The following is a 24,471-nucleotide window of genomic DNA, read 5'->3' on the forward strand; positions in this document are numbered from 1 at the left end:
ACAGCATGATGCAACAGACTCATTCCCACGGCCTTCGTGCTGGGTATGTGTGTTCCTTGGTCGGAGCACATGCTCAGCCGAAGGCCGCCTGCACGAACGGCAGTTACCAGTCCGAGTGATCAAGTACGACGAGTCGTTCGACCTCCGAGGTTAAAGATCAAACTAGACAAGTCCCATCGTTGCGGGGCAGAAGCACTCTCTGCTTATTTGATGAAGGCATGGACGAGCACGCTCATGAAAGCGCGAGGCTAAAGAATTTGCACGCAGCCTTCGTGGAGTTGAACAAAGTGGTCCCGGAAAAGTCCTGACCGCCGTGTGCTGAGCCGATGGACTTGGCGCGTTCGTCGTGCAGCCCGATCATTTTTAGACGGTCCCCGTGGGCGGTTCTCCGCGTTCCGCTGGCGACTTCCGCTGTCCGGCACGACATGTCATCCCGGCGGCACATCAATGATTCCTGGCCGTAGCGAGTATTTCTCTCTTCGGGAGACGTCACTGAAGGTGGCCAGCATCAGGAGTCAGAAGTCGAATGATGAGTGGACTGCACGAACCAGAGCGGAAGTTCACCACTCGTACAACCCCCGTTTGCCCTCGACCATCATGGTTGGATTCACCCCCCGAGAGCTTCGCAACCTTGATCGAACGGAAAGGGAGCTTAGGTCATCCGCTGCAAGCCGTCAATCATGATCCACCACCCGGAACACTGCGGCTGCCAAATACTTCATTCGACCAGGTCAGGTGGTATGCCGGTACTCGTGAATCAATCCGACGGGCCGGTCTCAGCGACTTAGTCCAGACGGGAGACTCGCCATCAGTGAACGGTTGGGGACCGCGGGCAGGACGCCGGCCGCATGCGTACCGACCTGGTCGCCGCCGCGCTGACCACGGCCGCGCACACCCGCGGCAGCCTGGCCGGTTCGGTCTCCCACAGTGATCACGGAGCTCAGTGCACGTCCCGTCAATTCGCCGACCTGCACGCCTAGTCGGGCGTCACACAGTCCGTGGGTGCCATCGGCGCGAGCGCGGACAACGCCGCCCGCGAGAGTCCGGTTGCGATCAAGGGGCCTGGCCGGTCAGGCCTGATGGCGGCGTGGACAACCTCCGCTTCCCTCTTTCCTCGCGTAGGAATTGGCTGTTGAGCGGTGGGTCCGGTCTGAAGAATCGAGCTACGCGATCCTCGAAAGGCGGTTGACGGTCGTGATCAAGCCACCCTAAGCTCTCGATTCGAATGGGGGAGCGAGATGGGGAAGCCTCACGCCGCATGGGCTGGGGGCGGCATCTCCGTGATTGTCCTCCTTTGGCTTACTGACTCTTGGCATCGGCAATCCAAGGTGGCGATCCTGGGCGCGTCTTACCGGAAATGTAACGATGACTCACGCTTTCCCGGGTGAGGTGTTGTATGTTCATTCCCTTCGAAGAGAACGATGGCATCTATCGGGTGTTGCGCAACGGGGAAGAGCAATACCCGCTGCGGCCCGCCGCATTCGACGTTCCCCCGGGATGGCAGGTTGCACTGGACGCTGTAAGCAGTCAGGACTGCCTCGCCTTCATCGAGGAGAACTGGACTGATATGCGACCGCACAGCCGCCGCCTGGCTATGGCGCCACCTGTGTGAGCCCATTTCGCAACCGAAAAGCGCAATCGACACCGGGGGGAAGGCGCGTGCGCTCGCACATACTCGGCCGTATCGAACTCGACCAGGAGTGCTTGAGGGAAGATCTCGAATATCTTGCCTCGGTGCCAACTGTGGAAGAGGAGTATGACGAGTTAAGTAACGGGTTCTGGAAGAATATCCCGCTGCACCATGCGAGCGGCGGCAGCGACGACAGGCTGTACCGTGACCTTCACGGCGCACCGGCGCAACCCACCGAGCACGTCGAGCATGTTCCGTACCTCAACGAGATCATCACCACGGTCTCCAACGTTGAGCGGCTCCAGATGGCCCGCACCAGGAACCCGAAGAACGCCGTCGTCATCCCGCACCACGACCTTGTGGAAATCGACCGCGAACTCGACCAGCATTTCCGCACCCGTTTGATGCTCAAGGACAGCCCGCCGGCCTTCCACTCGGACGACGACACCGTCATCCACATGCGGGCCGGCGAGATCTGGTTCCTCGACCCGGCTGCCGTCCGCTCAGCCGTCAACTTCGCTGAGTTCAGCAGGCAGTCGCTCTGCGCCGACCTGGCCTTCGAGGGCGCGTTCGACGAGAAGGAAGCCTTCGCGGACGCCACCGTCCACACCCCGGTGGAGAAGGCCGAGCGGATCAGGGACTTCGCCATCGGCGCACGGGAACTCGGCGAGCGCTTCTCGCTGACCACCTGGTATGCGGCCGGAGAACGGGGCCCGGGGGAACAGTGATCGAGGACATACTTCCCGCCGACGTGATGTCCGCGGAGGCATTCGACGACGACGCGGACATTCATCTCTTCGCCGAGGAACGTGAGGCCGTCGCCGACGCCGTACCACGGCGCCGACGGGAATTTTCGACGGTGCGCCGGTGTGCTCGTACCGCGCTCGGCGAACTGGGAATTCCTCCGGTTCCCCTGCCGCCCGGGCGGCACAGGGCCCCGCAATGGCCGGCCGGAGTGGTCGGCAGTATGACGCACTGCTCCGGATACCGTGCGGCCGCGGTGGCGCGGGCCAGCCGACTGCATTCCGTGGGCATCGACGCCGAGGAGAGTGCCCCGCTTCCCGGAGCCCTGCTCGACCTGGTCGCCCTGCCGACCGAACGAGACCTCGTGGAACGGCTCGGAGCGCAGAGCGACGCGGTGCCATGGGACCGATTGCTGTTCAGTTGCAAGGAGGCGGTCTACAAAGTCTGGTTCCCCCTCGCCCAGCGGATGCTGGGGTTCGACGGGGCCCGGATCGACATCGATTCCGGCGGGCTCTTCTCCGCGCGGTTCCTGGTGCCCCCACCCCAGGCGGCCGGGAATCCGGTACCCCGGCTCACGGGGCGCTGGATGCACCGCGACGGGTTCATTCTGACAGCCATCGCTCTCCCCCTGTCCGTAAACGAATCCCCGGTTCGCGCCATGCACACTCGGGCACCCTCGCGCGCCTTTTTTGGGACGGAAAACCGATGACCGCATTGCCCACGTTCACCGAGACCTTTACCGTCACCGCCGACAACCCCCTGTTGCGCGGGCACGTCGTGTACGGCCGCAGCCTGCTGCCCGGTGTCGGCTACGTGGACCTGGTGCTCCAGGTGCTCGCCCGGCACGGACACCCCATGCCCGAGGTGGAGCTGCGCAACCTCACCATCCTCGCGCCGCTCGTCGCCGGGCCCGGTGAGGCCGTCCTGACCACCGTCGAGGGGCGCCCCGCGGCCGGAGGGGGATGGCGCATCGAGGTGCGCAGCCGCCGCGCCCAAGACGCCACCGACGTCCTGCACGCCGTCGTCACCGCGCACCACCGCGGCCCCGTCGCCTTCACGGAGCGGCTCCCGCTGCCCGTCCAGGGGGCGACCCGACGCACCACCATGGACGAGATCTACACCTGGTGCCGGGAGTACGACCTCTTCCACTCGGGCCTGATGAAGCTCGGCGGCGCGGTCCACCACCGTCCCGGCGACTGGATCGCCGAGCTGGAACTCGCCCCCGAACACCAGGCCTCCACCGGCGCGTTCCTCTTCCACCCCGCTCTCTTCGAAGCCGGGCTCCTCGGCGGCGGTGTCGCCCTGGGCATGCTGCACGGGGACAACGACGGCCCCGGCCTCTACCTCCCGCTGATGTTCGACCGGTTCCGCGCGGCCGGGCCGCTCGGCGGGCGCTGCTACGTTCGGGTGCCCGCCGACTCCGTCCGCCGCGACGACGAACTCATCCGCCTGGTGGTGGAGTTCTACGACGAGGCCGGCCAGAAGGCCGCCGAGGTCGGGCAGTTCGTCGCCAAGCGCATCCGGGCGGCCGGCGCGCTCGACGTCCGTGGCGGCGCTCCCGCCGCGCCGGCCGCAGTGCTCGGTCCCGCTGCCGCGCCGGTGGTGGATTCCCTGCCCGTCTCCGCTGTGCTGCGGGAGTTGGTGGGTTCTCGGCTGGGTGTGTCCGTGGATGCGGTGGATGTGCGGTTGGGGTATTACGAGTTGGGGTTGGGGTCGGCTGATCTGTTGGCGTTGGTGGGGGAGTTGGAGGGTCGGCTGTCGGTGGAGTTGTCGCCGACGGTGATGTTCGAGCATGGGACGATCGCGGAGCTCGCGGCGTGGCTGGAGCCTCAGCTGTCTGCCGGTGCCGTCGCGGAAGTGCCGGCCGTGCCCGCTCCCGCCGCGCCGGCCGCAGTGCTCGGTCCTGCTGCCGCGCCGGTGGTGGATTCCCTGCCCGTCTCCGCTGTGCTGCGGGAGTTGGTGGGTTCTCGGCTGGGTGTGTCCGTGGATGCGGTGGATGTGCGGTTGGGGTATTACGAGTTGGGGTTGGGGTCGGCTGATCTGTTGGCGTTGGTGGGGGAGTTGGAGGGTCGGCTGTCGGTGGAGTTGTCGCCGACGGTGATGTTCGAGCATGGGACGATCGCGGAGCTCGCGGCGTGGCTGGAGCCTCAGCTGTCTGCCGGTGCCGTCGCGGAAGTGCCGGCCGTGCCCGCGCAGGCTCCCGCCGCCGAGGCTCCGGCCGAAAAGGCCCCGGCTCCGCCCGCCCTGGGCACCTCCGACTCCCTCTCCGTCGTACGCACCGCCCTCACCGAAGAGGCGGCGGCCCTTCTCGGCGTGCACCCCGCCGATGTGAACCCCGACGCGGAGCTCAGCGAGTTCGGGCTGGACCTGGGCGGGCGGGCGCGGCTCGCCGAGCGGGTGAACGAGCGGTACGGGCTGGCGCTGACTCCGGGCGTCTTCGGCGAGCACCGCACGCTGCAGGCCATGGCGTCCCACCTCGTCGGCGCCCACGGCATCCAGAACACGCCCGCTGCCCAGGGCGACCCGCCGAGCGCCTCCGCCCCGCAGACCCACCCGCTGCTCCAGCGGACCGTGCCCGGCGGCCCAGCGGACGAGGTGACGTACGAGACCCGCTTCGACGGCTCGGAACCGTATCTGCGTGACCATCAGGTCCGCGGCGGCCGGGTGCTGCCGGGGGTCGCGCATCTGGAGATGGCGCGCGTGGCGGTCGCCCGGGCGCTGGGCCGGGAGGATGCCGCCGCCGTCCGGCTGACCGACGTGGTGTGGCTCCGGGCCGCCGTGTACGGCCCCGACGGGCTGACGCTGCGCGTGCGCGTGTGCACCGGTGGGGAGGGCTGCACGTACGAGACCCTCGCCGTCGGAGCCGACGGTGCCACCACCCTGTGCGGCCAGGGCCGGGCGAGCCTGGCCGAGGACGCCACCGGGCGCACCCTGCCCCTCACCGAGCTGCGGGCCGCATGCACCGAGGCGACGTACTCCGGCGAGCACGTCTACGGCCTCTACGGCGGCCTCGGCCTGGAGTACGGCCCCTCGCAGCGGTCCCTGACCGAGCTGCGCACCGGCAGGGACGCGGAGGGCCGCCGCCAGGTCCTCGCCGAGCTGCGCCTGCCGGAGGCGGCCGAACCGCTGCACGGCGGCCTGATGCACCCGAGCATCCTCGACGGCGCCCTCCAGGCCACCATCGGCCTGTGGCTGGGAGACGGCGGCTCGGCGGCGCTCGCCCTGCCGTTCGCCCTCACCCGCGCCGAGGCCCTCGCCGCCTCGCCCGCCCGGGCGTACGCCTGGATCCGCCACCGGCCCGGCAGTGGCACCGACCGGGCCTCCGCCCGGCTGGACGTCACCGTCGTCGACGAACAGGGTCGCGTGTGCGCGGAGCTGACCGGTCTGTCCAGCCGTCCGCTGCCCGCCGTCGAGACGCCGGCCGAGCCCGAAGCCGTACGCCCCGGCGACATCGCGATCATCGGCGTGAGCGGCCGCTACCCCGAGGCCGCCGACCTGGACGAGTTCTGGCAGAACCTGCGCGCGGGCCGCGACTGCGTGTGCGAGGTCCCCGCCGGCCGCTGGAACCACAGCCGGTACGCCGAGGCCGGCGCCGGCGGCTGGGGCGGCTTCCTGGACGACATCGACCGGTTCGACCCGCTGTTCTTCCAGATCTCGCTGCTGGAGGCCGACCACCTCGACCCGCAGGAGCGGCTGTTCCTGCAGTGCGCCCACCACACCCTGGAGGACGCCGGATACACCGCCGACCGGCTCTCGCGCGGCGCGAAGGTCGGTGTCTTCGTCGGCGTGATGTACCAGGAGTATCAGCTCCTCGGCGCCCAGGCGCAGGAGCGCGGCGAGCCCGCGGCCCTGTGGGGCAGCGCCTCCACGGTCGCCAACCGGGTGTCGTACTTCTACGACTTCCACGGGCCGAGCATGGGTGTGGACACCATGTGCTCCTCCTCCCTGACCGCCATCCACCTGGCCTGCGAGGCCATCCGCAGCGGTCAGTGCGACACCGCGCTCGCGGGCGGCGTCAACCTCACCCCGCACCCCAACAAGCACTTGGTGCTGGGACAGCGCAAGTTCCTCTCCAGCGACGGCCGGTGCCGCAGCTTCGGCGAGGGCGGCGACGGCTATGTGCCCGGCGAGGGCGTCGGCGCCGTCCTGCTCAAGCCGCTGGAGCGGGCCGTCGCCGACGGCGACCAGATCCACGGGGTGATCAAGGGCACGGCGGTGAACCACGGGGGACGCACTTCCGGTTACTCGGTGCCGACCCCGGTCGCCCAGGGCAAGGTCATCGCCGAGGCGCTTGCCGTCGCCGGGGTCGACCCGCGCGCCCTGAGCTACCTGGAGGCCCACGGCACGGGCACCTCCCTGGGCGACCCGATCGAAGTCAGTGGCCTGGAGCAGGCGTTCAGCCGCGCGGGCGGCGCACCGGAGCAGCTCGCCATCGGTTCCGTGAAGTCCAACATCGGGCACCTGGAGTCCGCCGCCGGCATCGCCGCCATCACCAAGGTGCTGCTCCAGCTGCGCCACGGCGAACTGGTGCCGAGCCTGCACTCCGCGACGCTCAACCCGCACATCGCCTTCGAGCGCACGCCGCTGCGCGTCCAGCGGACCCTGGAGCCGTGGCGGCGCCCCGTGCTGGAGGGCCGTACGCTGCCGCGGGTCGCCGGGGTGTCCAGTTTCGGCGGCGGCGGCTCCAACGCCCATGTCGTCATCGCCGAGTACCAGCCGCCGGCCCGCCCGGCCGAGGCCCCGGCCGACGGCCGCCCCGCGCTGCTGGTGCTCTCCGCCAAGAGCGAGAGTCAGATCGCCGAACAGGCCCGTCGTCTGCACGCCCGGCTCGGCGAGGCGACCGACGCGGACCTGCCCGCGATCGCCTGGACCCTGCAGACCGGACGCATGGCGCTGGAGGAGCGCCTCGCCTTCGCCGCGAGCAGCCTGGCCGACGCCCGTTCCCGGCTCGCGGCCTTCGCCGCCGACCCGGGCGCGAGGGGCCCCTGGCACCGGGGTACCGTCCGCCCGGACCGGCCCGCCGATGCCCCGGCGGTGCGCGCCGCCCTGGACGCCTGGACGCGGCAGGGGGCGTACGAGGACCTGCTCGCACGGTGGGCCGACGGCGCCGAGGTGCGCTGGGAGGACGCCTGGCCGGTCGGCAGCGCCGTGCGGCGCATCGGCCTTCCCGGTTACCCGTTCGCTCGCGAACGCTGCTGGTTCGACCTCGGCACCGAGGGCGCACCGCACCGGCCCGCGCCGGCTGCCGGCTCCCCGGCCGCCGACGTGGTGCTGCTGCGGCCCGAGTGGACCGCGCGCGCCACCGCACCGGCCGTGCCCGGTGAGCCGTTCGCCGAACGGCACGTCGTGGTGCTCGGCCTCGCCGCCGACGCACGCGACGCCCTGCGGGCCGCCCTGCCCGCCGGGACCGAGTGCACCATCCTCCATCCGGCGGACGCATCGCTGGACCGGCAGTACGTCGATGCCGTGCGGCAGGTCTTCACGCTGACCCGGCGGCTGCTGGAGCAGGGCGTGCGCCGGCCCACGCTGCTCCAGGTGGCGCTCGTCGGCGACAGCGACCGGCTGGCCTGTTTCACCGGTCTGGCGGGGCTGCTGCGCACGGCCCACCTGGAGAACCCGAAGCTGCACACCCAGTACCTGGAGTGCCTGGACGGCGCCTCGCCCGCCACCGTCGCCGCCCGCCTCGCGGCCGAGGCGGCCGCCGGCCCCGAGCCGGAGGTACGCCACCGAGACGGCCGCCGCCAGGTCCGCCGCCTCACCGAGGTCACCGGCGCCCGGCCCGCCGCCGCGCCCTGGCGGGAGGACGGCGTCTACCTCATCACCGGCGGCATCGGCGGACTCGGCCTGATCACGGCCCGGGACATCGCCGCCACCGTCGGCCGCGCCACGGTGGTCCTCACCGGGCGCTCGCCGCTGACCGACGAGCGGCGCGCGGCGCTGGACGCCCTGCGTACCACCGGCCTGACCGTCCAGTACGAGAGCGTCGACGTCGCCGACCGGGACGCGCTCGGCGCCTTGCTGGCCCGGGTGACCGTGGACCACGGCCCGCTGACCGGCGTGCTGCACGCCGCCGGGGTCATCGAGGACAACTTCGTCGTCCGCAAGAGTGCTGAGGAACTGGAGCGCGTCCTCGCCCCCAAGGTGGCCGGTCTGGTCCACCTTGACGAGTTGACGCGCGAGCAGCCGCTGGAGCTGTTCGTCTGCTTCTCGTCCCTCGCCGGCGCCTTCGGCAACCCCGGCCAGAGCGACTACGCCGCCGGCAACGCGTTCATGGACGCCTACGCCGCCCACCGCAACCGGCTGGTCGATGCGGGCCTGCGCAGCGGCCGTACCGTGTCCGTCAACTGGCCACTGTGGGACGAGGGCGGCATGGGCACCGAGGGCCCCGTCCGCGAACAGCTGCGCGCCCTGGGCCTCGCCCCCCTCGACACGCCGCGCGGCCTGGGCGCCCTGCACCAGGCCCTGGCCGGCGCCGCGGGCGGTGTCACGGAGGGCAGGCTGCTCGTGGTGGCGGGCGACCGCGAGGCGCTGCTGACCCGGCTGACGGAGCGCGCCGGGGAGGCGGCACCGCAGACCGCCGCACCGCAGACCGCCGCACCGCAGACCACGACGGATACGGCACCGCAGAACCCCGCGCCCGCCACAGTCGTCGGCGGCGGATCCGCACGGTCCGTCGAAGACCGTGCCGTGGCCCACCTCAGGCGCGTGCTGGCCTCCGTCCTCAAGCTCGGGCCCGAGCGCCTCGACCCCGACACACCGCTGGAGCGGTACGGCATGGACTCGGTGCTCGCCGTGACCATGGTCCAGCCGCTGGAGGACACCTTCGGGCCGCTGTCGCGCACGCTGCTGTTCGAGGTGCGGACGGTGCGCGGGCTGGCCCAGTACCTCGCGGACGAGCACGCTCAGGCGCTGCGCGCACTCGTCGGCGAGGCGGCGCCCGAGGCCCCCCGGCCGCAGACCGCCGCACCCGAGACGGCCCGGCCGAACACCACCGCCCCCGCCCGGGTCTCGCCCCCGGCGGGCCAGGACATCGCCGTCATCGGCATCGGCGGACGCTACCCGCACGCCGACGACCTGGACGCCTTCTGGGCCGCGCTGCGCGAGGGCCAGGACTGCGTCACCGAGGTCCCCGCCGACCGCTGGAAGACCGACGGCGGCGCCCGATACGGCGCCTTCCTCGACGGCATAGACCGGTTCGACCCGCTGCACTTCGGCATCTCGCCCCGCGAGGCCGCCGCGATGGATCCGCAGCAGCGGCTGTTCCTGGAGACCGTGTGGCACCTGCTCGAACAGGGCGGCGTCACCCAGGAGGTGATCGAGCGCCGCTACGGCCGGCGCGTCGGCGTGTACGTCGGCGCCGCCTACCAGATGTACCGGGCGGACGCCTCCGAACCGGTGCTCGCGGCGCTCACCTCGTCCGCTTCGTACAACCTGATCGCCAACCGCGTCTCGCACTTCTTCGGCCTCGAAGGCCCGAGCCTCGCCGTGGACAGCATGTGCACCTCCTCGGCGATGGCCGTCCACCTGGCCTGTGCCGACCTGCTGCGCGGCGAGTGCGAGCTGGCCGTCGCGGGCGGGGTCAACCTGACCGTGCACGAGGACAAGTACGTCGCGCTCTCGGAGATGCAGCTGCTCGGTACCCACCCGGGCAGCCGCAGCTTCCGCGACGGCGACGGCTACCTGCCCGCCGAGGCGGTCGGCGCCGTACTGCTCAAGCCGCTGGACGCGGCGCTGCGCGACGGCGACACCGTGCACGCCGTCATCAAGAGCACCGCCTCGCTGCACAGCGGTCGCTCCAACGGCTTCATGACGCCCAGCCACCGCACCCAGGTCGCCGCCATGCGGCACGCCCTGAAGCGGGCCGACGCCGCACCGGCCGACATCGGCTACGTCGAGGCCGCCGCCAACGGCACCGCGTTCTCCGACGAGGTCGAACTGCGCGCCCTGCGCGAGGTGTTCGCCGGTGTCACCACCCCGGTTCCGGTCGGCGCCGTGAAGTCGAACCTCGGGCACCCCGAGGCGGCCTCCGGCATCGCCCAGCTCACCAAGGTCGTCCTGCAGCTCCAGCATGGCCAGGTAGCACCGCTCGTCGACGCCGGCACCGCCAACCCCCGCCTGGACCTGGACGGTTCGCCGCTCGAGCTGTGCGACCGGCTGACGGACTGGGAGCCGCGCGGCGGCACGGACACCGGCGGCCCGTCCCAGCCCCGCCGCGCCCTCATCAACTGCGTCGCGGCGGGCGGCTCTCACGTCAGCATGGTCGTGGAGGCACCGCCGGCCGCCGCCGGGGTCCTGACCGTCGCCCCGGACACCGCGCCGCAGGTCGTCGTGGTCTCCGCCCGGACCGAGGAACGCCTGTACACGGCGGTACTGCGCCTGCTCGACCATCTGGCGGACCTGCCCGGCGAGGACGCCGCCGACTCCACCGTGAGCCTCGCGGACATCGCGTACACCACGCAGCTGGGCCGCGAGCCGCTGACCGAGCGGCTCGCCGTGGTTGCCGCCGACCGTGCCGAACTGGCCCAGGCGCTCGCCGAACACGTGGCGGGCACCCCCACGACCGTACCCGTGTACCGGGGCAACGCCGACGACGACCCCGGACCCTGGACCTCCGTCCTGTCCGGCTCCCGGGGCGAGGCCTTCCTCGCCGGGCTCGCCGAGGATCGGGCCCTGGAGGAACTGGCTGCCCTGTGGGTGTGCGGGATCCGGGTGCCCTGGAGCGCGCTACACACCGGGCGGCGCCGGATGGTGCCCCTGCCGGCCACCGCGTTCGAGGCGGGCACCTACTGGGTCGGACGCGACCCGCAGGCGGCCGTACCGGAGACGAGGGCACAGGAACCCGTGCAGCCCGCCGGTGCTGTCACCGACGCCGAGCAGGCCATGGCGCAGGCCTGGGCCGACGTCCTCCAGGTCGACGCGGCCACGCTGACCGCAGAAACCGACTTCTTCTCGCTCGGCGGCAACTCGCTGCTGGCCACCCGGCTGATCAACCTGCTCAAGGGGCGGGCGGGCGTCGAGCTGCCGACCGAAGCGGTCTTCAACGCACCGCGCCTTTCCGACATGGCCCGAGAACTGCGCGCACGACTCCCCATGGCCGGGGACGCGAGCACGCGCGAGCTGGATCTGATCCTCGAAAGCATCGCCCTGGTCGAGCACATGAGCGACGAGGAGCTGGACGCGCTGGACATCGAGAGCTGAGGCAGGGGACGACGATGGGCACCACCAGTCAGGACACCGGTCTTGGCCTCATCCGGAGGATCCGCTCGCTGCCGGAAAAGCGGCAGCGCGCCCTGATCGCGCTGCTGCGCAGGCAGGGCGTCGACCTCTCCGCGCTCGAGACCATCCCCCGGCTGCCCCGGACCGACGGCACACCTGTGCCGCTGTCCTTCACCCAGCAGCGGCTGTGGTTCCTCGCCCAGCTGGACGGAACCAGCGCCGCCTACAACATCCCGATGGCGATGCGGCTGCGCGGCCGCCTCGACCGCCGCGCGCTGCTGTGCGCCCTGGAGGCGGTCGTCCAGCGGCACGAGGTGCTGCGCACCCGGTTCGCCGACCACGCCGGCGTACCGTGCCAGGTCATCGGCGACGGCAGCGACTTCACGGTCGCCGAGGAGGAGCTGACCGACCCGGCGTGGCTCGCCGCGATCTGTCGCGACGAGGCCGCCGCCCCGTTCGACCTGGAGCGCGGGCCGCTGATCCGGGTACGGCTGCTGCGGCAGTCGGAGCAGGAGCACCACCTGCTCGTCACCACGCACCACAGCGTGTCCGACGGCTGGTCGGTCGGCGTGTTCTTCCGCGACCTGGTCGCCCTGTACGAGGCGTTCTGCGTGGGCAGTCCTGACCCGCTGGAGCCGCCGCCCGTGCAGTACGCGGACTACGCACACTGGCAGCGTGAGCGGCTCGCCGGTGACCTGCACGGCCGTCAGACGGACTACTGGAAGCGTCAGCTGGCCGGGGTCGACCCGCGGCTGACGCTGCCCGCCGACCGGGAGCGCCCGCGCGTGAAGACCTACACGGGGGCCGGCGAGAACTTCACCTGCCCGGCGGAACTGCTGAGCTCCCTGCGCGACGTCGCCAAGGTCCACGAAGCCACGCTCTACATGACCCTGCTGACCGCCTACACCGTCGTCCTCAACCGCTACACCCACCAGACGGACATCGCCGTCGGCACGGTCGTCGCCAACCGCGGGCGACTCGAGGTCGAGGATCTCATCGGTTTCTTCGCCAACACCCTGGTGATGCGCGCGGATCTCGCGGAAGACCCGGACTTCCGCGATCTGCTGGCCCAGGTGAAGAAGACCGCATTGGATGCCTACGACCATCAGGAAGTCCCCTTCGAGGCCGTCGTGGAGGCCCTGGAAACCGAGCGCAGCCTCGCCCATTCGCCCGTCTTCCAGACGATGTTCGTCCTCCAGGAGGCACAGACCCGACGGGACGTCACCCTCGGCGGTCTCGAGGTCTCCCCGGTCGACTTCGATCTCAGCTTCACCAAGTTCGACCTGACGGTCGACCTGCGGGAGTCCCCCGACGGCCTGGTCGGCACCGTCGAGTACAACCCCGACCTGTACGACCGCGAGACCATCCGGCGCTTCATCGGTCACTACACCCGGCTGCTCGCCGCCGTCGCCGACGATCCGGCGCTGCCCGTGTCCCGACTCGCCATGATCGACGACGAGGAGCGTCGCCAGGTGGTCGAGGTGTTCAACGACACCGAGCGCCCCTTCAGCGACGACCGGTGCCTGCACGAACTGTTCGAGGAGCGGGTGGCCCGGCACCCCGAGCGCACCGCCCTGGTCACCACCGACCGCTCATGGACGTACGCCGAACTCGACGCCTGGGCCGACCGGATCGCCCGCGGACTGTGCCGACACGGTGTCGGGCCGGACACGCTTGTCGGTCTGCACGCCGAGCGTTCCGCCGAAATGGTCGCGGGCATTCTGGGCGCACTGAAGGCCGGGGGCGCCTACATGCCGATCGAGCCGTCCTACCCGGCGGCCCGCCGCACCGACCTCGTGGACCACTCCGGGGTCGCCGTGGTCCTCACCCAGCCGCATCTGGACGCCGAACCACTGCACGGCGTCGAGCACCTGCTCGTCCTGCACCCCGACGGCACCCTGCGTGACCAGGAGGGCACGGATGTCCTCGACGCCCGGGACGCGGACGTCCCCACGGCCGAACCCGGTGCGCACGCAGGTCACTTGGCGTACGTGATCCACACCTCCGGCTCCACGGGCCGCCCCAAGGGCGTGATGATCGAGCACCGGGCCGCGGTGAACCGCATCGAGTGGATGCAGAACGAGTACCGACTCACCGGTGACGACGTCGTCCTGCAGAAGACCCCCTACAGCTTCGACGTGTCCGTCTGGGAGTTCTTCTGGCCGCTGCTCTCCGGCGCCCGTCTCGCGATCGCCGCGCCCGGCGCTCACCGCGACCCGGCCAACCTGGTCTCCGCCGTCCGCGCGTTCGGCGTGACCACCCTGCATTTCGTGCCGTCGATGCTGCGCAGCATCGTCGAGGAGCCGGGCTGGGCGCAGTGTACGACCGTACGGCAGGTGTTCTGCAGCGGCGAGGCGCTGCCCCCGGACCTGTGCGCACGCCACTACGAGCAGCACACCGCGCCGCTGCACAACCTGTACGGGCCCACCGAGGCAGCCGTCGACGTGAGCCACTGGACCGTCCCCGCTGATGACACCCCCCGCGTCGTCCCCATCGGCCGGCCGATCCAGAACATCCAACTGCACGTGCTCGACGAGGATCTCGCGCCGCAGGGCGTCGGCTGCGTCGGCGAGCTGTACATCGCCGGCGCGGGGCTGGCCCGCGGCTACCTGCACCAGCCCGAGCTGACCCGCGAACGGTTCGTGCCCAACCCGTTCGACGCTTCCCCCGACGCCCGCATGTACCGAACCGGCGACCTGGTGCGCCGACTGCCCGACGGCGAACTGGAGTTCCTCGGCCGCGCCGACGACCAGGTCAAGGTGCGCGGCTTCCGCATCGAGCCGGGCGAGATCGAGCACCGGCTCACGGAGCACCCCTCCGTCCGCTCCTCGGCCGTCCTGGTCCGTGAGGACCAGCCCGGCAGCCCCCGCCTGGTCGCCTACGTGGTGCCCGAACCCGGACACGCCCTCGCCGACCACCGCGCCGACCTGATCCGGCACCTCGACGGCGCCCTGCCCGAGTACATGGTGCCGAGCGCGTACGTCGAACTCGCCGCCCTGCCGGTGACCGCGCACGGCAAGCTCGACCGCCGTGCCCTGCCCGCCCCCGGCATCGACGCCTTCGCCCATCGCGCCTACGTCGCACCCGTCACCGACACCGAACGGCACCTGGCCGACGTCTGCGCCGAACTCCTGGGCTTCGACGCAGACCGGGTCAGCGCCGAGGACAACTTCTTCGCCCTCGGCGGCCATTCCCTGATGATCACGGTGCTGGTGGCGCGGCTGAAGGACAGCGGTCTGCACATCACCGTCCAGGACGTCTTCACCGCGCCCACGCTGGCCGATCTGGCGGCGCGCATCGACGCGACCGGGGCGGCGCCCGCGCACACCGTCCCGGCCAACCGGATCCCGGAGGGCTGCGAGCGCCTCACCCCCGACCTGCTTCCGCTGATCGACCTGACACACGAGCAGATCGACACCGTCGTGGCCGCCGTGCCCGGCGGGGCGGTCGGCATCCAGGACATCTACCCCCTGCTGCCGACGCAGGAGGGCATCCTCTTCCACCACCTGATGGACCCGGACAACGACCCGTATCTCGTCTCCACCCTCTACCGGGCCGACGACGAGGAGGCGTGTGCCCGGTTCATCGACGCGCTGCAGCGCATCGTCGACCGCCACGACGTGATGCGCACCGCCGTTCTCACCGCCGGCCTGCCCGAACCGGTCCAGGTCGTGCACCGGGCCGCGCGGCTCCCCGTGGAGCGGACCAGGCTCGCCGCCGGCCGAGACCCCGAGGAGCAGGCGAGGGAACTGCTCGCGCGCCAGGAACGGATGCGCCTCGACAGCGCGCCGCTGCTGCGCCTGGTCGTCGCCGAGGAGCCGCAATCGCAGCGGCGCTACCTGCTCCTGACCGCCCACCATCTCATCGAGGACGCCACCTCCCTGCGACTGGTCCTGCAGGAGCTGGCCGTGCACATGGCGGGCCGCGTCGACCTGCTGTCCACCCCGGCGCCCTACCGCGACTTCGTCTCCCACACCTTGGCCAGGCACACCGCGGACGACACGGTTGCCTACTTCCGGGCAGCCCTGGAGGACGTCACGGAACCCACGGCGCCGTTCGGCCTCACCGACGTGCACGGCAACGGCCGGCGGGCCGGCCGGCTGCGCCGAGCGCTGCCCGAGCCCCTCGCGCGCGACCTGCGCGCCCAGGCCCAGCGTCTGCAACTGAGCCCGGCCTGTCTCTTCCACGCGGCGTGGGCCTGCTTCGTCGCTGCCACCAGCGGGCGCGACGACGTGGTGTTCGGCGCCGTGATGTCCGGGCGCCTGCAGGGCGTGCCCGGGGTGGAGCGCATGCTCGGCAACTTCATCAACACGCTTCCCCTGCGCACCCGGCTCGCCGGCCGGACCGTGCGTGAGCTGATCGCGGACGTCGACACCGGGCTGCGGGAGCTGATCGCACGGGAGCAGAGCCCCCTGAGCCTGGTCCAGCGGTGCAGCGGCCTGGACGGCGACGCCCCGCTGTTCAGCGCTGTGGTCAACTTTCGTCACTTCGAGGCGGGGCACGACGAGGCGCTGCCGCGCATCGACGACCACGGGGTGCGCTTCCTCGCGGCCGTGGACGCCATCAACTACCCCGTGACGGTGTCGCTCGACGATTTCGGCACCGAGCTGTCGCTGGACATCCAGGTCGAGGAGACGGCCACCTGCGAGGCGGTGGCCGACTGTCTCGAAACCGCGTTGGCGGGCCTTGTCGATGCCCTCGCCACGGACGACGGGACCGGTACCGCCGCGCTGGACGTCAATGTCCTGCCGGCGGGCGACCGGCAGCGCCTGGCCGAGTGGAACGACACCGCGACACCCCTCCCGCACGAGACGCTGCCTGCCGCGTTCGAGGCGCAGGTCGCACGTACTCCGGACCGCACCGCGCTGGTCTTCGAGGGCCGCACCCTGTCGTACGCGGAACTGAACGCCCGTGCCAACCGGCTCGCGCACTGGCTGATCGAGCGGGGCGCCGGGCTCGGGCAGCGGGTAGCAATCCGGATGCCGCGCTCGTTCGACCTGGTGGTCGCCGTCCACGCCGTGGTGAAGACCGGGGCGGCGTACCTCCCCATGGAGACCGACCTCCCGGACGAGCGCGTGGAGCAGGTGCTCGCCGACAGCGTGCCGCTGCTCGTCCTGGAGGAGCTCCCGGACACCACCGGTGGCCGGGACGACAACCCCCGGGCCCAGGTGGCCCGGGACGACGCCGCGTACGTGCTCTACACCTCGGGTTCCACGGGCAGGCCGAAGGGCGTGGTGATCCCCCATCGTGCGGGCCTGAACTGGACCGCGTGGAAGCAGAGTCACTACGGCATGAGCGGCGAGGACCGGATGCTGCTGAAGACGTCGGTGGGGTTCGACGTCTCGGTGCCGGAGCTGTTCTGGCCGCTCCAGGTCGGCGCGGCCGTGGTGATCGCCCGTCCTGACGGACAGAAGGATCCGGAGTATCTCGCACGGTTGATCCGCGACGAGCGGGTCACCGACCTCCACTTCGTCCCGTCCATGCTGGCCGAGTTCCTGTCGGAACCGACCGCGGAACTGTGCACCGGCCTGCGCCGTGTCGAGACCGCGGGCGAGGCGCTCCCGGTCGAGCTCGCCGAACGGTTCGCACGCGTGCTGCCGGACACCGAACTGCACAACCTGTACGGGCCCACCGAGGGCGGTGCCACCACCGCCTGCCTCTACCGGGCCGAGCCAGGAGCGACAGCCGTGCCCATCGGCCCTCCGGTGTGGAACACCCGGGTGTACGTGCTGGACCAGGCGCTGCGACAGGTACCGCTCGGGGTGCCGGGTGAGCTGTACTCCTCCGGCGACGGCATGGCCTGTGGCTATCTGAACCGGCCGGAGCTGACCGCCGAGCGGTTCGTGGCCAATCCGTTCGACCCCGGAACACGCATGTACCGCACCGGTGACCTGGTGAGATGGCGTGCGGAGGGCACGCTCGACTACCTCGGCCGTGTCGACGACCAGATCAAGGTGCGCGGCTTCCGCGTAGAACCCGGCGAAGTCGCGAACGTGCTGCTCAAGCACCCCTCGGTGCACCGTGCCGTGGTCCTCCCGCAGGGGAGCGGCGCCGCCCGCACGCTCGCCGCCTACGTGAGCCCGACTCCCCAGTGGCTGCACACCGCTGTCCAGGAGGAGAACGCCGCCCACCTCGAACAGTGGCGGCAGCACTCCGACGACCGGTATGCGCTCGGCACCGGATCCGCCGACCAGGAACCCGTCGAGGCCGCGGCCCGGCAGCTGGAGCGCATACGCCCGAAGCGGGTGCTGGAGATCGGCTGCGGCGGGGGAGAGCTGCTCCTGCGCTACGCAGCGGACTGCGCTTCGGTGCACGCGCTCGACCCGTCGGCCACGGCTCTCGACGCGGCACGCCGCGGCGTGGCACGCCGCGGATGGTCGCACGTCACCCTGACCCAGGGGGACGCTCTGTCCGTGGCCGAGCTGCCCGGCGAGAAGTTCGACACGATCGTGCTCAACTCGGTGGTGCGGCACTTCCCGAACGAGGAGTACCTGGAAGAGGTACTCGGCCTCCTGGTCCCGCTCCTGGAGGACGGCGGCAGCATCCTCGTCGGCGACGTCCGGAACCTGGATCTGTTCACCGCCCAGCTCTGCGCGGCCGAGCGGGATCGTACGGAGCCTGGCGGCACCGTCGACGCGCTGGCCACCCAGGTGCGGCGCAGCCGGCGCCAGGAGCGGGAACTGCTCGTCAGCCCGACGTACTTCGCGCGGCTGCCGGAGCGTCTCCCCGAGATGGGGGCGGTCGACCTCATCGTCGGGCTGGGCGAGGGAACCAGTGAGGCACTCGCCTACCGCTACGACGTGATCCTGCGCAAGGACGTCGCGCCGGCCGCCTCCCTGCCGTGGCTGGAGGCCGCCTCCCCGGCGGAGCTGCGCGCCCTCCTGGACGGAGAGGTCCCCGACCGGTTCGGGGTGAGCGGCTTGACGAACCCCCGCGTCACCGACGCCGTGCGCCTCGGCGCGGAGCTCGGGCGCAGGCCGCATCCCCGAGTGGCTGAGCCGCTTGCGCCGCGATCGCGGACCGCGGACGAGGTCCGGGAGCTGGAAGCCGTTCTCCGGCACGCCGAGGAGCTCGGCTTCCATGTGGCAGCCACCTGGTCGCAGGACCGGCTCGACGGCCTCGACCTGGTGCTCGGCCGAGGTGAACTGCCCCGCGTACGGGCGCGTGAGCCCTATCGGGCTCCCGCCGCGACCAACCATCCGCAGCTGGGCCGCAGGGGGCCGTCGCTGGCCCGCGCCCTCAAGGAGCACCTCTCCGCGCAGCTGCCGTACTACATGGTGCCCGGCGTGTTCGTGGTCCTCGACGAACTGCCGGTCACGCCGAACGGCAAGGTCGACAAGCGGGCCCTGCCGGCCCCGGACGAGGCCGACGTGACCAAGGAGCGGTACGTCGCCCCGCGGACCGAGGCACAGCGCGCGCTGTGCCGGATCGTCGCCGACGTCCTCGGTCTCACCCAGGTCGGACTCCAGGACAACTTCTTCGATCTCGGCGGACACTCCTTGCTCGCGACCCGGCTCACCCTGCGGATCAAGAAGGAGACCGGCGCCGAGCTGCCGCTCCAGCTGATCTTCAGCGGGGCCACCATCGAAGAGATGTCCGCCGTCCTGGAGCAGCCGGCGGAGATGGAGAGCGGAGCGTCGGTCCCGGCCGACCGGGCAGAGGCCGACGAGGCCGAGGAGCGGGGTCCGGCACCCATCACGCTCCAACAGCGCGACCTGTGGTTCCTCAACCGGCCCGCACACCTGGGAACGGCGCACGACAACGTCCAACTGGCGTTCCGGATCAACGGCTTCCTGGATCGCGAGGCCTACGCGCGCGCCGTGGGGGCGCTGGTGGAACGGCATGCGGTCCTGCGCACCAGCTATGTCCGGCACGACGGCACCGTGACCCAGAGCGTCCATCCCGCCGACGACTTCGCGGTACGGCCGGCAGCCGTCGACGAGGAGGCGGTCACGGAGTGGCTGCGCGCCGAACGGCTGCGCCCCTTCGCGCCGGAGGACCGGTACGCGATCCGCGCACACCTGCTCACCGTGTCCGACGATCAGCACATCGGGGTGCTGACCCGGCCCTGGGGCGTCTTCGACGGCTGGTCCGTGAACGTCGTGCTGGCGGAGCTGCTCGAGCTGTACCGCGCGCTCAGCCTGGGAAAGGCACCGGAGCTGCCCGAACTGCCGCTGTCGTATGCCGGGTTCGCCCGCTGGCAGGCGCACACGACCGACGCCGCGGAGCTCTCCCGCCAAGAGAGCTACTGGCGGCGGCAACTGGCAGGGCTGCCGACCTGTCTGCCGCTGCGTTCCGACTACGAGCGATGCCCGGTCAAGACGTACCAGGGCTCGTCGGTGGATCTCCGGATCTCCGCCGAACTGCTGGAACGTCTGCGCCGGCTGAGCCAGGAGCAGGGGGTCACGCTCTACATGACCCTGCTGTCGGCCTTCGCCGTTCTGCTGGGCGGTCACATGGACGGCAGCGAACTGGCTGTCGGCACCGCGGTGTCGAACCGGCCGCGGAGCGAACTGGAGCGCGTGGTCGGCTACTTCGTCAATCTGGTGGCGCTCCGTCTCGACGTGCCCGCAGACCGTTCCTTCCCCGACGTCCTGGCGCAGACCAGGCGCGTCACCACCGAGGCGCACGAACACAAGGACCTGCCGTTCCCTGACCTCGTCCGGGCCCTGGTGCCCACTCCCGAGCCGGGCTGCTCCCCGCTGTTCCAGGTGATGTTCAACCTGCTTCCCGCTGCCGCCCCCACCGGGGCCGGCGGTGACGGAACGGACCTTCAGGTGCTGCCCATCCGTCCCGCGACGACGACCACGAAGTACGACCTCAACCTCGTCGCGGAGGAATCGGCGTCGGGGCTGCGGGGCTACCTGGAGTTCAGCGCCGACCTCTTCTCCCTGCGGACCGTCGAGCGCATGGCCCGCACCTACGAGCGGTTGCTGGCGGAGATCGTGGCGTCCCCGCAATCGGACGTGGCCCACCTGCGCGCCGCCACGGCGGCGACGCCGGACTCACCAAGGACGCCTTGATGACCAATCCCTTCGACAGACCGGACACCGACTACCTCGTCCTCGTCGACGACCGGCGGCAGCACTCGCTGTGGCCGTCGGCCGTCGATGTCCCGGCCGGCTGGACCGTGGCCTTCGGACCCGCAGGGCGGCCGGACTGCCTGGAGTTCACCGCAGCGGCCTGGACGGATCCGCGTCCGGCGAGCGCATGCCCGGTCGAGCACCGGCCGGCGCGGCCGGCACCCGCATCACCCGACGCGTCAGGCCCGCAGGACGCGGCCCGGCACGGAAGCAGCAGAAGGAGAGACAGCATCATGACCGCGACCACTTCGAGGGTTTCGGCGCCTCCCACTATGGCGGGGCACCCGCTGTTCGGGTCGCTGATGGACCTCCAGCGGGACACGCTGGGCACCTACCGTAAGGCGCTGCGCGACCACGGTGACGTGGTCCGGTTCACGGTGGGTCCGCCGGGAATGCGGGCGGAGTTCTACGGTGTGTTCTCGGCGGACGGCGCTCAGCAGGTGTTGGCGTCCTCGGCGCAGACGTTCACCAAGGAAAACCGGTTCCTCGGGGAGCTGCGGCAGTCGTTCGGCAACGGGCTGCTCACCAGCATGGGGGACGAGTACCTGCGCCAGCGCCGCATGCTCCAGTCGTTGTTCACGCCTCGTCAGGTGAACAACTACGGCTCGGAGATCACCCAGGAGACCGGCAGCCTCGTCGAGCGGTGGCGGACCGCACCGGACGCGACCGTCGACGTGGCGGAGGAGATGACGGGGCACACGCTGCGGACGATCTCCCGCATCCTCTTCGGCCGGAAGAACGACGTGGACGCGATGGTTCCCGCGGTTCAGCGCAACTTCCCGCTGATCAACGCCTATGCGGTCAAGCGGGCCTTCGCCCCGGTGAACCTGTCCCGGAAGGTGCCCACGCCGGGCAATCTGCGCGCCGCCAAGGCGCACCGTGAGCTGTACGAGGTGTGTGACGAGATCATCTCTACCCGCCGGGCCGAGGAGTCGACCGCCCCGACCGGCCGGAACGACATGCTCAGCCTGCTGGCGCGGGCGCACGACGACGACGGCAACCCGATCAGTGCGGAGGAGACCCGGAACCAGGTCCTCGTCTTCCTCGTCACCGGTCACGAGTCCACCGCCACCACACTGGGCCTCACCCTGCATCTCCTCGCCTGTCACCCCGAGGTGCAGGCCCGCGCCCACCAGGAGGTCGACAGCGTCCTGAGCGGTCGTGAGCCCGTCGCCGAGGACCTGGAGAAGCTTCCCTACCTGACGCAGGTGCTCAAAGAGACGCTCCGCCTCTACCCCGCCGCGCCGGCGCAGGGCCGCATCGCCACCGAGGACGTGCAGGTCGGCTCGTACACCATTCCGGCCGGCGCCGATGTGGTGGTCAGCTCCGGCGTCGTCCAGCGCCGTCCCGATATCTGGGAGGACCCCGACGCGTTCGACCCGGACAGGTTCCTGCCGGAGCACGAGGCCGCGCGCCCGCGCTACGCGTGGTTTCCGTTCGGCGGTGGGCCGAGGGCGTGCATCGGCCAGCACCTGGCGATGCTGAACGCCACCCTCACGCTGAGCGTGCTGCTCCAGAACTACTCGTTCACCGCTGTCGACACCGACATTCCGCTGAACACCGGAATCACCCTGCGACCCACCGGTCAGGTCCGCTGCAGGCTGATGCCACGAACCTGACCTCGCGGGCGGCCCTCATTTTCCGGATGATGTGCCGCCCTGTGAAATCGGTCTTGCTGGAGTGAATGCAATCGAGCTAAGCTGAGCGAGATCTCCGAAATGGGCGCGGCATTTTCTGCAGGCAGCCTCCGCCGGCCCGCCGATGTCCGGCGGGTATTCCTACCCCTGACAACATCCCACGGCTGATTCTTCCTGGGCTCGTTGCAGGATCAGATGAGTTTCTTCTTCCGGCGAGTCCGTCGATGCGTACAGGAGACATGAGGGTGCACAAGGAATTCGCGGTGGTGACCGGCGGTACCAAAGGTATCGGGCTCGGACTGAGTGGGCGCCTGGTGTCGTTGGGGTACCGGGTCGTGGCGCTGTACCGGGGCGACAAGGAGTCCGCCGCCGCGGCCGAGCGCGAGTTCGGCGACTCCTTCCGGGCCCTGCAGGCCGACCTGGCGGACCCCGCCGCGGTGGTCACCGTGGCGGACGAGCTGCTCGCGGAGTACGGGGCGCCGAGGGTGCTGGTCAACAACGCCGGGCGGAACATCGACCGTCCCTTCCTCGACATGTCGTTCGACGACTGGGACCAGGTGATCGCGGCCAACCTGTCCGCGCCGTTCTATCTCACGCGGACGCTCGCGCCGAAGATGCTCGAGGCGGGCGGTGGATCGGTGGTGAACGTCGCGGCCACCACGGGGATCCGCCCGCGGCTCGACGGGCTGAACTACTGCGCCAGCAAGGCGGGGCTCCTGCACTTCACGAAATGCCTTGCGATGGAGCTCGCTCCGACCATTCGCGTCAACTCGCTCATTCCCGGAATGATTGACACCGAGGAGATGCGCACGCGATTCCGGACGGACGAATCGCATTACCGAGACAAGTTGCTCGATGAGATCCCGCAGCGACGCATAGGGGATGTCGACATGATGGCCGACGCGTTGGAATTCCTGATCGGAGAGAAATCCTCATACGTCACCGGTCAGAAGTTGATCGTGGACGGCGGGCAGTTCATGTGGTGATTCTCGTGGCGTGAACGAGAAGGCATCCACTTCCATTTTCCGAAAAGAGGCTGTGTACGTGCGTACTCGTATGGACCGGTACGAGGAATTCCTCTCCGAGAATTACCGGAAGGGCTTCACGAAGTCCGATGAATACTCGCTGGACGAGCTGTCCGACAGCCTGCGCGCCCGTATCGCCGCAGGTCACTTCAAGCGTGTGGTCTTCACCGGCATGGGGTGCTCGGCGATCGTCTCCGATGTCGTCCGCGCCTTCTTCATCTCGACGGGCACCGAGGTGGAGTTCCACGTCTTCAACGACTACGACCACGCGTACCTGTTGCCGTCCTCCGTCATGGACGACGACCGGACCCTGATCATCCTGAGCTCCTACAGCGGCCACTCCCTGGAGCCCGCGCGAGCCTTCCGCGCACTCGCGCACGCCCACGACCGGATGGTTCTGCTCACCTCCGGCGGGCGCCTGGCCGAGCTGGGCCGGGAGGCCGGTGTGTCCATCCTGCGCTGGGAGCTGAGCGAGCCCGACCGCGAGTACCCGCTGTTCCACGTGGGGCAGTACTTCGCCATCCTGCTGGACGTCTTCTTCCGGCTGGGCCTGGTCCCGCAGGACTTCGGCGACGAGGTGCGGGCGCTCCCGGACCACCTGGCCCACGACTTCACCGACGCCCACCGGGAGTTGGCGCGCACGGCGGCCCTGCGGAGCCGGGACGCCAACATCATCATGATCGCCTCGCCGGTGTGGCACGAGAGCCTGCTCAAGCTGGCCAAGATGCACCTCAACGAGATCGCCATGGTGCCGGCCACCCGCAACTACTTCCACGAGTTCTGCCACAGCGAGGTGGCGACCCTGTCGGACCCGACGCGCAAGCACAGCGTGCTGGTCTTCGCCGACGCGGACGACGACGAGTACACGCAGGGGAAGCGGAAGAACCTGACGGGCCTGCTCACGAGCGACCGTCCGGAGAACGGGAACATCGAGGTGATCGAGATCCCCATAGCCGAACCCACCTTCATGCGGAAGTACTTCACCGCCCTGGAGTTCGTCCAGCACCTCACGCTGGCTCTCGGCCGCGCACACGAGACGCAGTCGCGCAACCTCATCTCCGAGGCCGCAGGAAACCCCTGGTACCACGGCGACACCATCCTCTCGGAAGCGGCTGCCCGCTAGTTCGTCACGAGCC

At 70.4% G+C, this 24,471-nt stretch carries 9 protein-coding genes; all 9 read left to right on the top strand.

What is annotated here, in order from left to right:
- Nucleotides 1–848 precede the first annotated feature (848 nt).
- The 9 genes from ACGFU7_RS36905 (at nucleotide 849) to ACGFU7_RS36945 (ending at nucleotide 24,458) form a co-directional block, all read left to right on the top strand.
- On the top strand, nucleotides 849–980 hold the full coding sequence (locus ACGFU7_RS36905; protein WP_393701929.1) for a hypothetical protein: 132 nt from the start codon (nucleotides 849–851) through the stop codon (nucleotides 978–980).
- A gap of 416 nt (nucleotides 981–1,396) precedes the next feature.
- Nucleotides 1,397–1,612 (top strand): MbtH family protein, encoded by a 216-nt coding sequence (locus ACGFU7_RS36910; RefSeq protein ID WP_393701930.1) that lies wholly within the window; start codon nucleotides 1,397–1,399, stop codon nucleotides 1,610–1,612.
- 47 nt (nucleotides 1,613–1,659) lie between these two features.
- On the top strand, nucleotides 1,660–2,358 hold the full coding sequence (locus tag ACGFU7_RS36915; RefSeq protein ID WP_393701932.1) for an aspartyl/asparaginyl beta-hydroxylase domain-containing protein: 699 nt from the start codon (nucleotides 1,660–1,662) through the stop codon (nucleotides 2,356–2,358).
- A complete protein-coding gene (locus ACGFU7_RS36920) occupies nucleotides 2,355–3,083 on the top strand; it encodes a 4'-phosphopantetheinyl transferase (RefSeq protein WP_393701933.1) in 729 nt (242 codons plus the stop codon). Before ACGFU7_RS36915 ends, ACGFU7_RS36920 begins: the two co-directional genes overlap by 4 nt.
- Complete coding sequence (locus ACGFU7_RS36925; RefSeq protein WP_393701935.1) at nucleotides 3,080–11,572, top strand: SDR family NAD(P)-dependent oxidoreductase; 8,493 nt, start codon at nucleotides 3,080–3,082, stop codon at nucleotides 11,570–11,572. Before ACGFU7_RS36920 ends, ACGFU7_RS36925 begins: the two co-directional genes overlap by 4 nt.
- A gap of 14 nt (nucleotides 11,573–11,586) precedes the next feature.
- Nucleotides 11,587–20,613 carry an amino acid adenylation domain-containing protein gene (locus ACGFU7_RS36930; RefSeq protein ID WP_393701937.1) on the top strand — a complete coding sequence of 3,009 codons (9,027 nt, stop codon included), beginning with the start codon at nucleotides 11,587–11,589 and terminating at the stop codon, nucleotides 20,611–20,613.
- Complete coding sequence (locus ACGFU7_RS36935) at nucleotides 20,613–22,292, top strand: cytochrome P450 (RefSeq protein WP_393701939.1); 1,680 nt, start codon at nucleotides 20,613–20,615, stop codon at nucleotides 22,290–22,292. Before ACGFU7_RS36930 ends, ACGFU7_RS36935 begins: the two co-directional genes overlap by 1 nt.
- A gap of 257 nt (nucleotides 22,293–22,549) precedes the next feature.
- A complete protein-coding gene (locus ACGFU7_RS36940) occupies nucleotides 22,550–23,296 on the top strand; it encodes an SDR family NAD(P)-dependent oxidoreductase (protein ID WP_393701941.1) in 747 nt (248 codons plus the stop codon).
- A 58-nt stretch (nucleotides 23,297–23,354) separates the two neighbouring features.
- Complete coding sequence (locus ACGFU7_RS36945) at nucleotides 23,355–24,458, top strand: SIS domain-containing protein (RefSeq protein ID WP_393701942.1); 1,104 nt, start codon at nucleotides 23,355–23,357, stop codon at nucleotides 24,456–24,458.
- Nucleotides 24,459–24,471 lie beyond the last annotated feature (13 nt).

Source organism: Streptomyces sp. NPDC048473 (assembly GCF_043200155.1).
Taxonomy (GTDB): domain Bacteria; phylum Actinomycetota; class Actinomycetes; order Streptomycetales; family Streptomycetaceae; genus Streptomyces.

Excerpts from the sequence above, each read along its gene's own strand:
- ACGFU7_RS36910 (WP_393701930.1), top strand. The coding sequence starts at position 1,397 with ATGTTCATTCCCTTCGAAGAGAACGATGGCATCTATCGGGTGTTGCGC.
- ACGFU7_RS36935 (WP_393701939.1), top strand. The coding sequence starts at position 20,613 with ATGACCAATCCCTTCGACAGACCGGACACCGACTACCTCGTCCTCGTC.
- ACGFU7_RS36940 (WP_393701941.1), top strand. The coding sequence starts at position 22,550 with ATGAGGGTGCACAAGGAATTCGCGGTGGTGACCGGCGGTACCAAAGGT.
- ACGFU7_RS36925 (WP_393701935.1), top strand. The coding sequence starts at position 3,080 with ATGACCGCATTGCCCACGTTCACCGAGACCTTTACCGTCACCGCCGAC.
- ACGFU7_RS36930 (WP_393701937.1), top strand. The coding sequence starts at position 11,587 with ATGGGCACCACCAGTCAGGACACCGGTCTTGGCCTCATCCGGAGGATC.
- ACGFU7_RS36905 (WP_393701929.1), top strand. The coding sequence starts at position 849 with ATGCGTACCGACCTGGTCGCCGCCGCGCTGACCACGGCCGCGCACACC.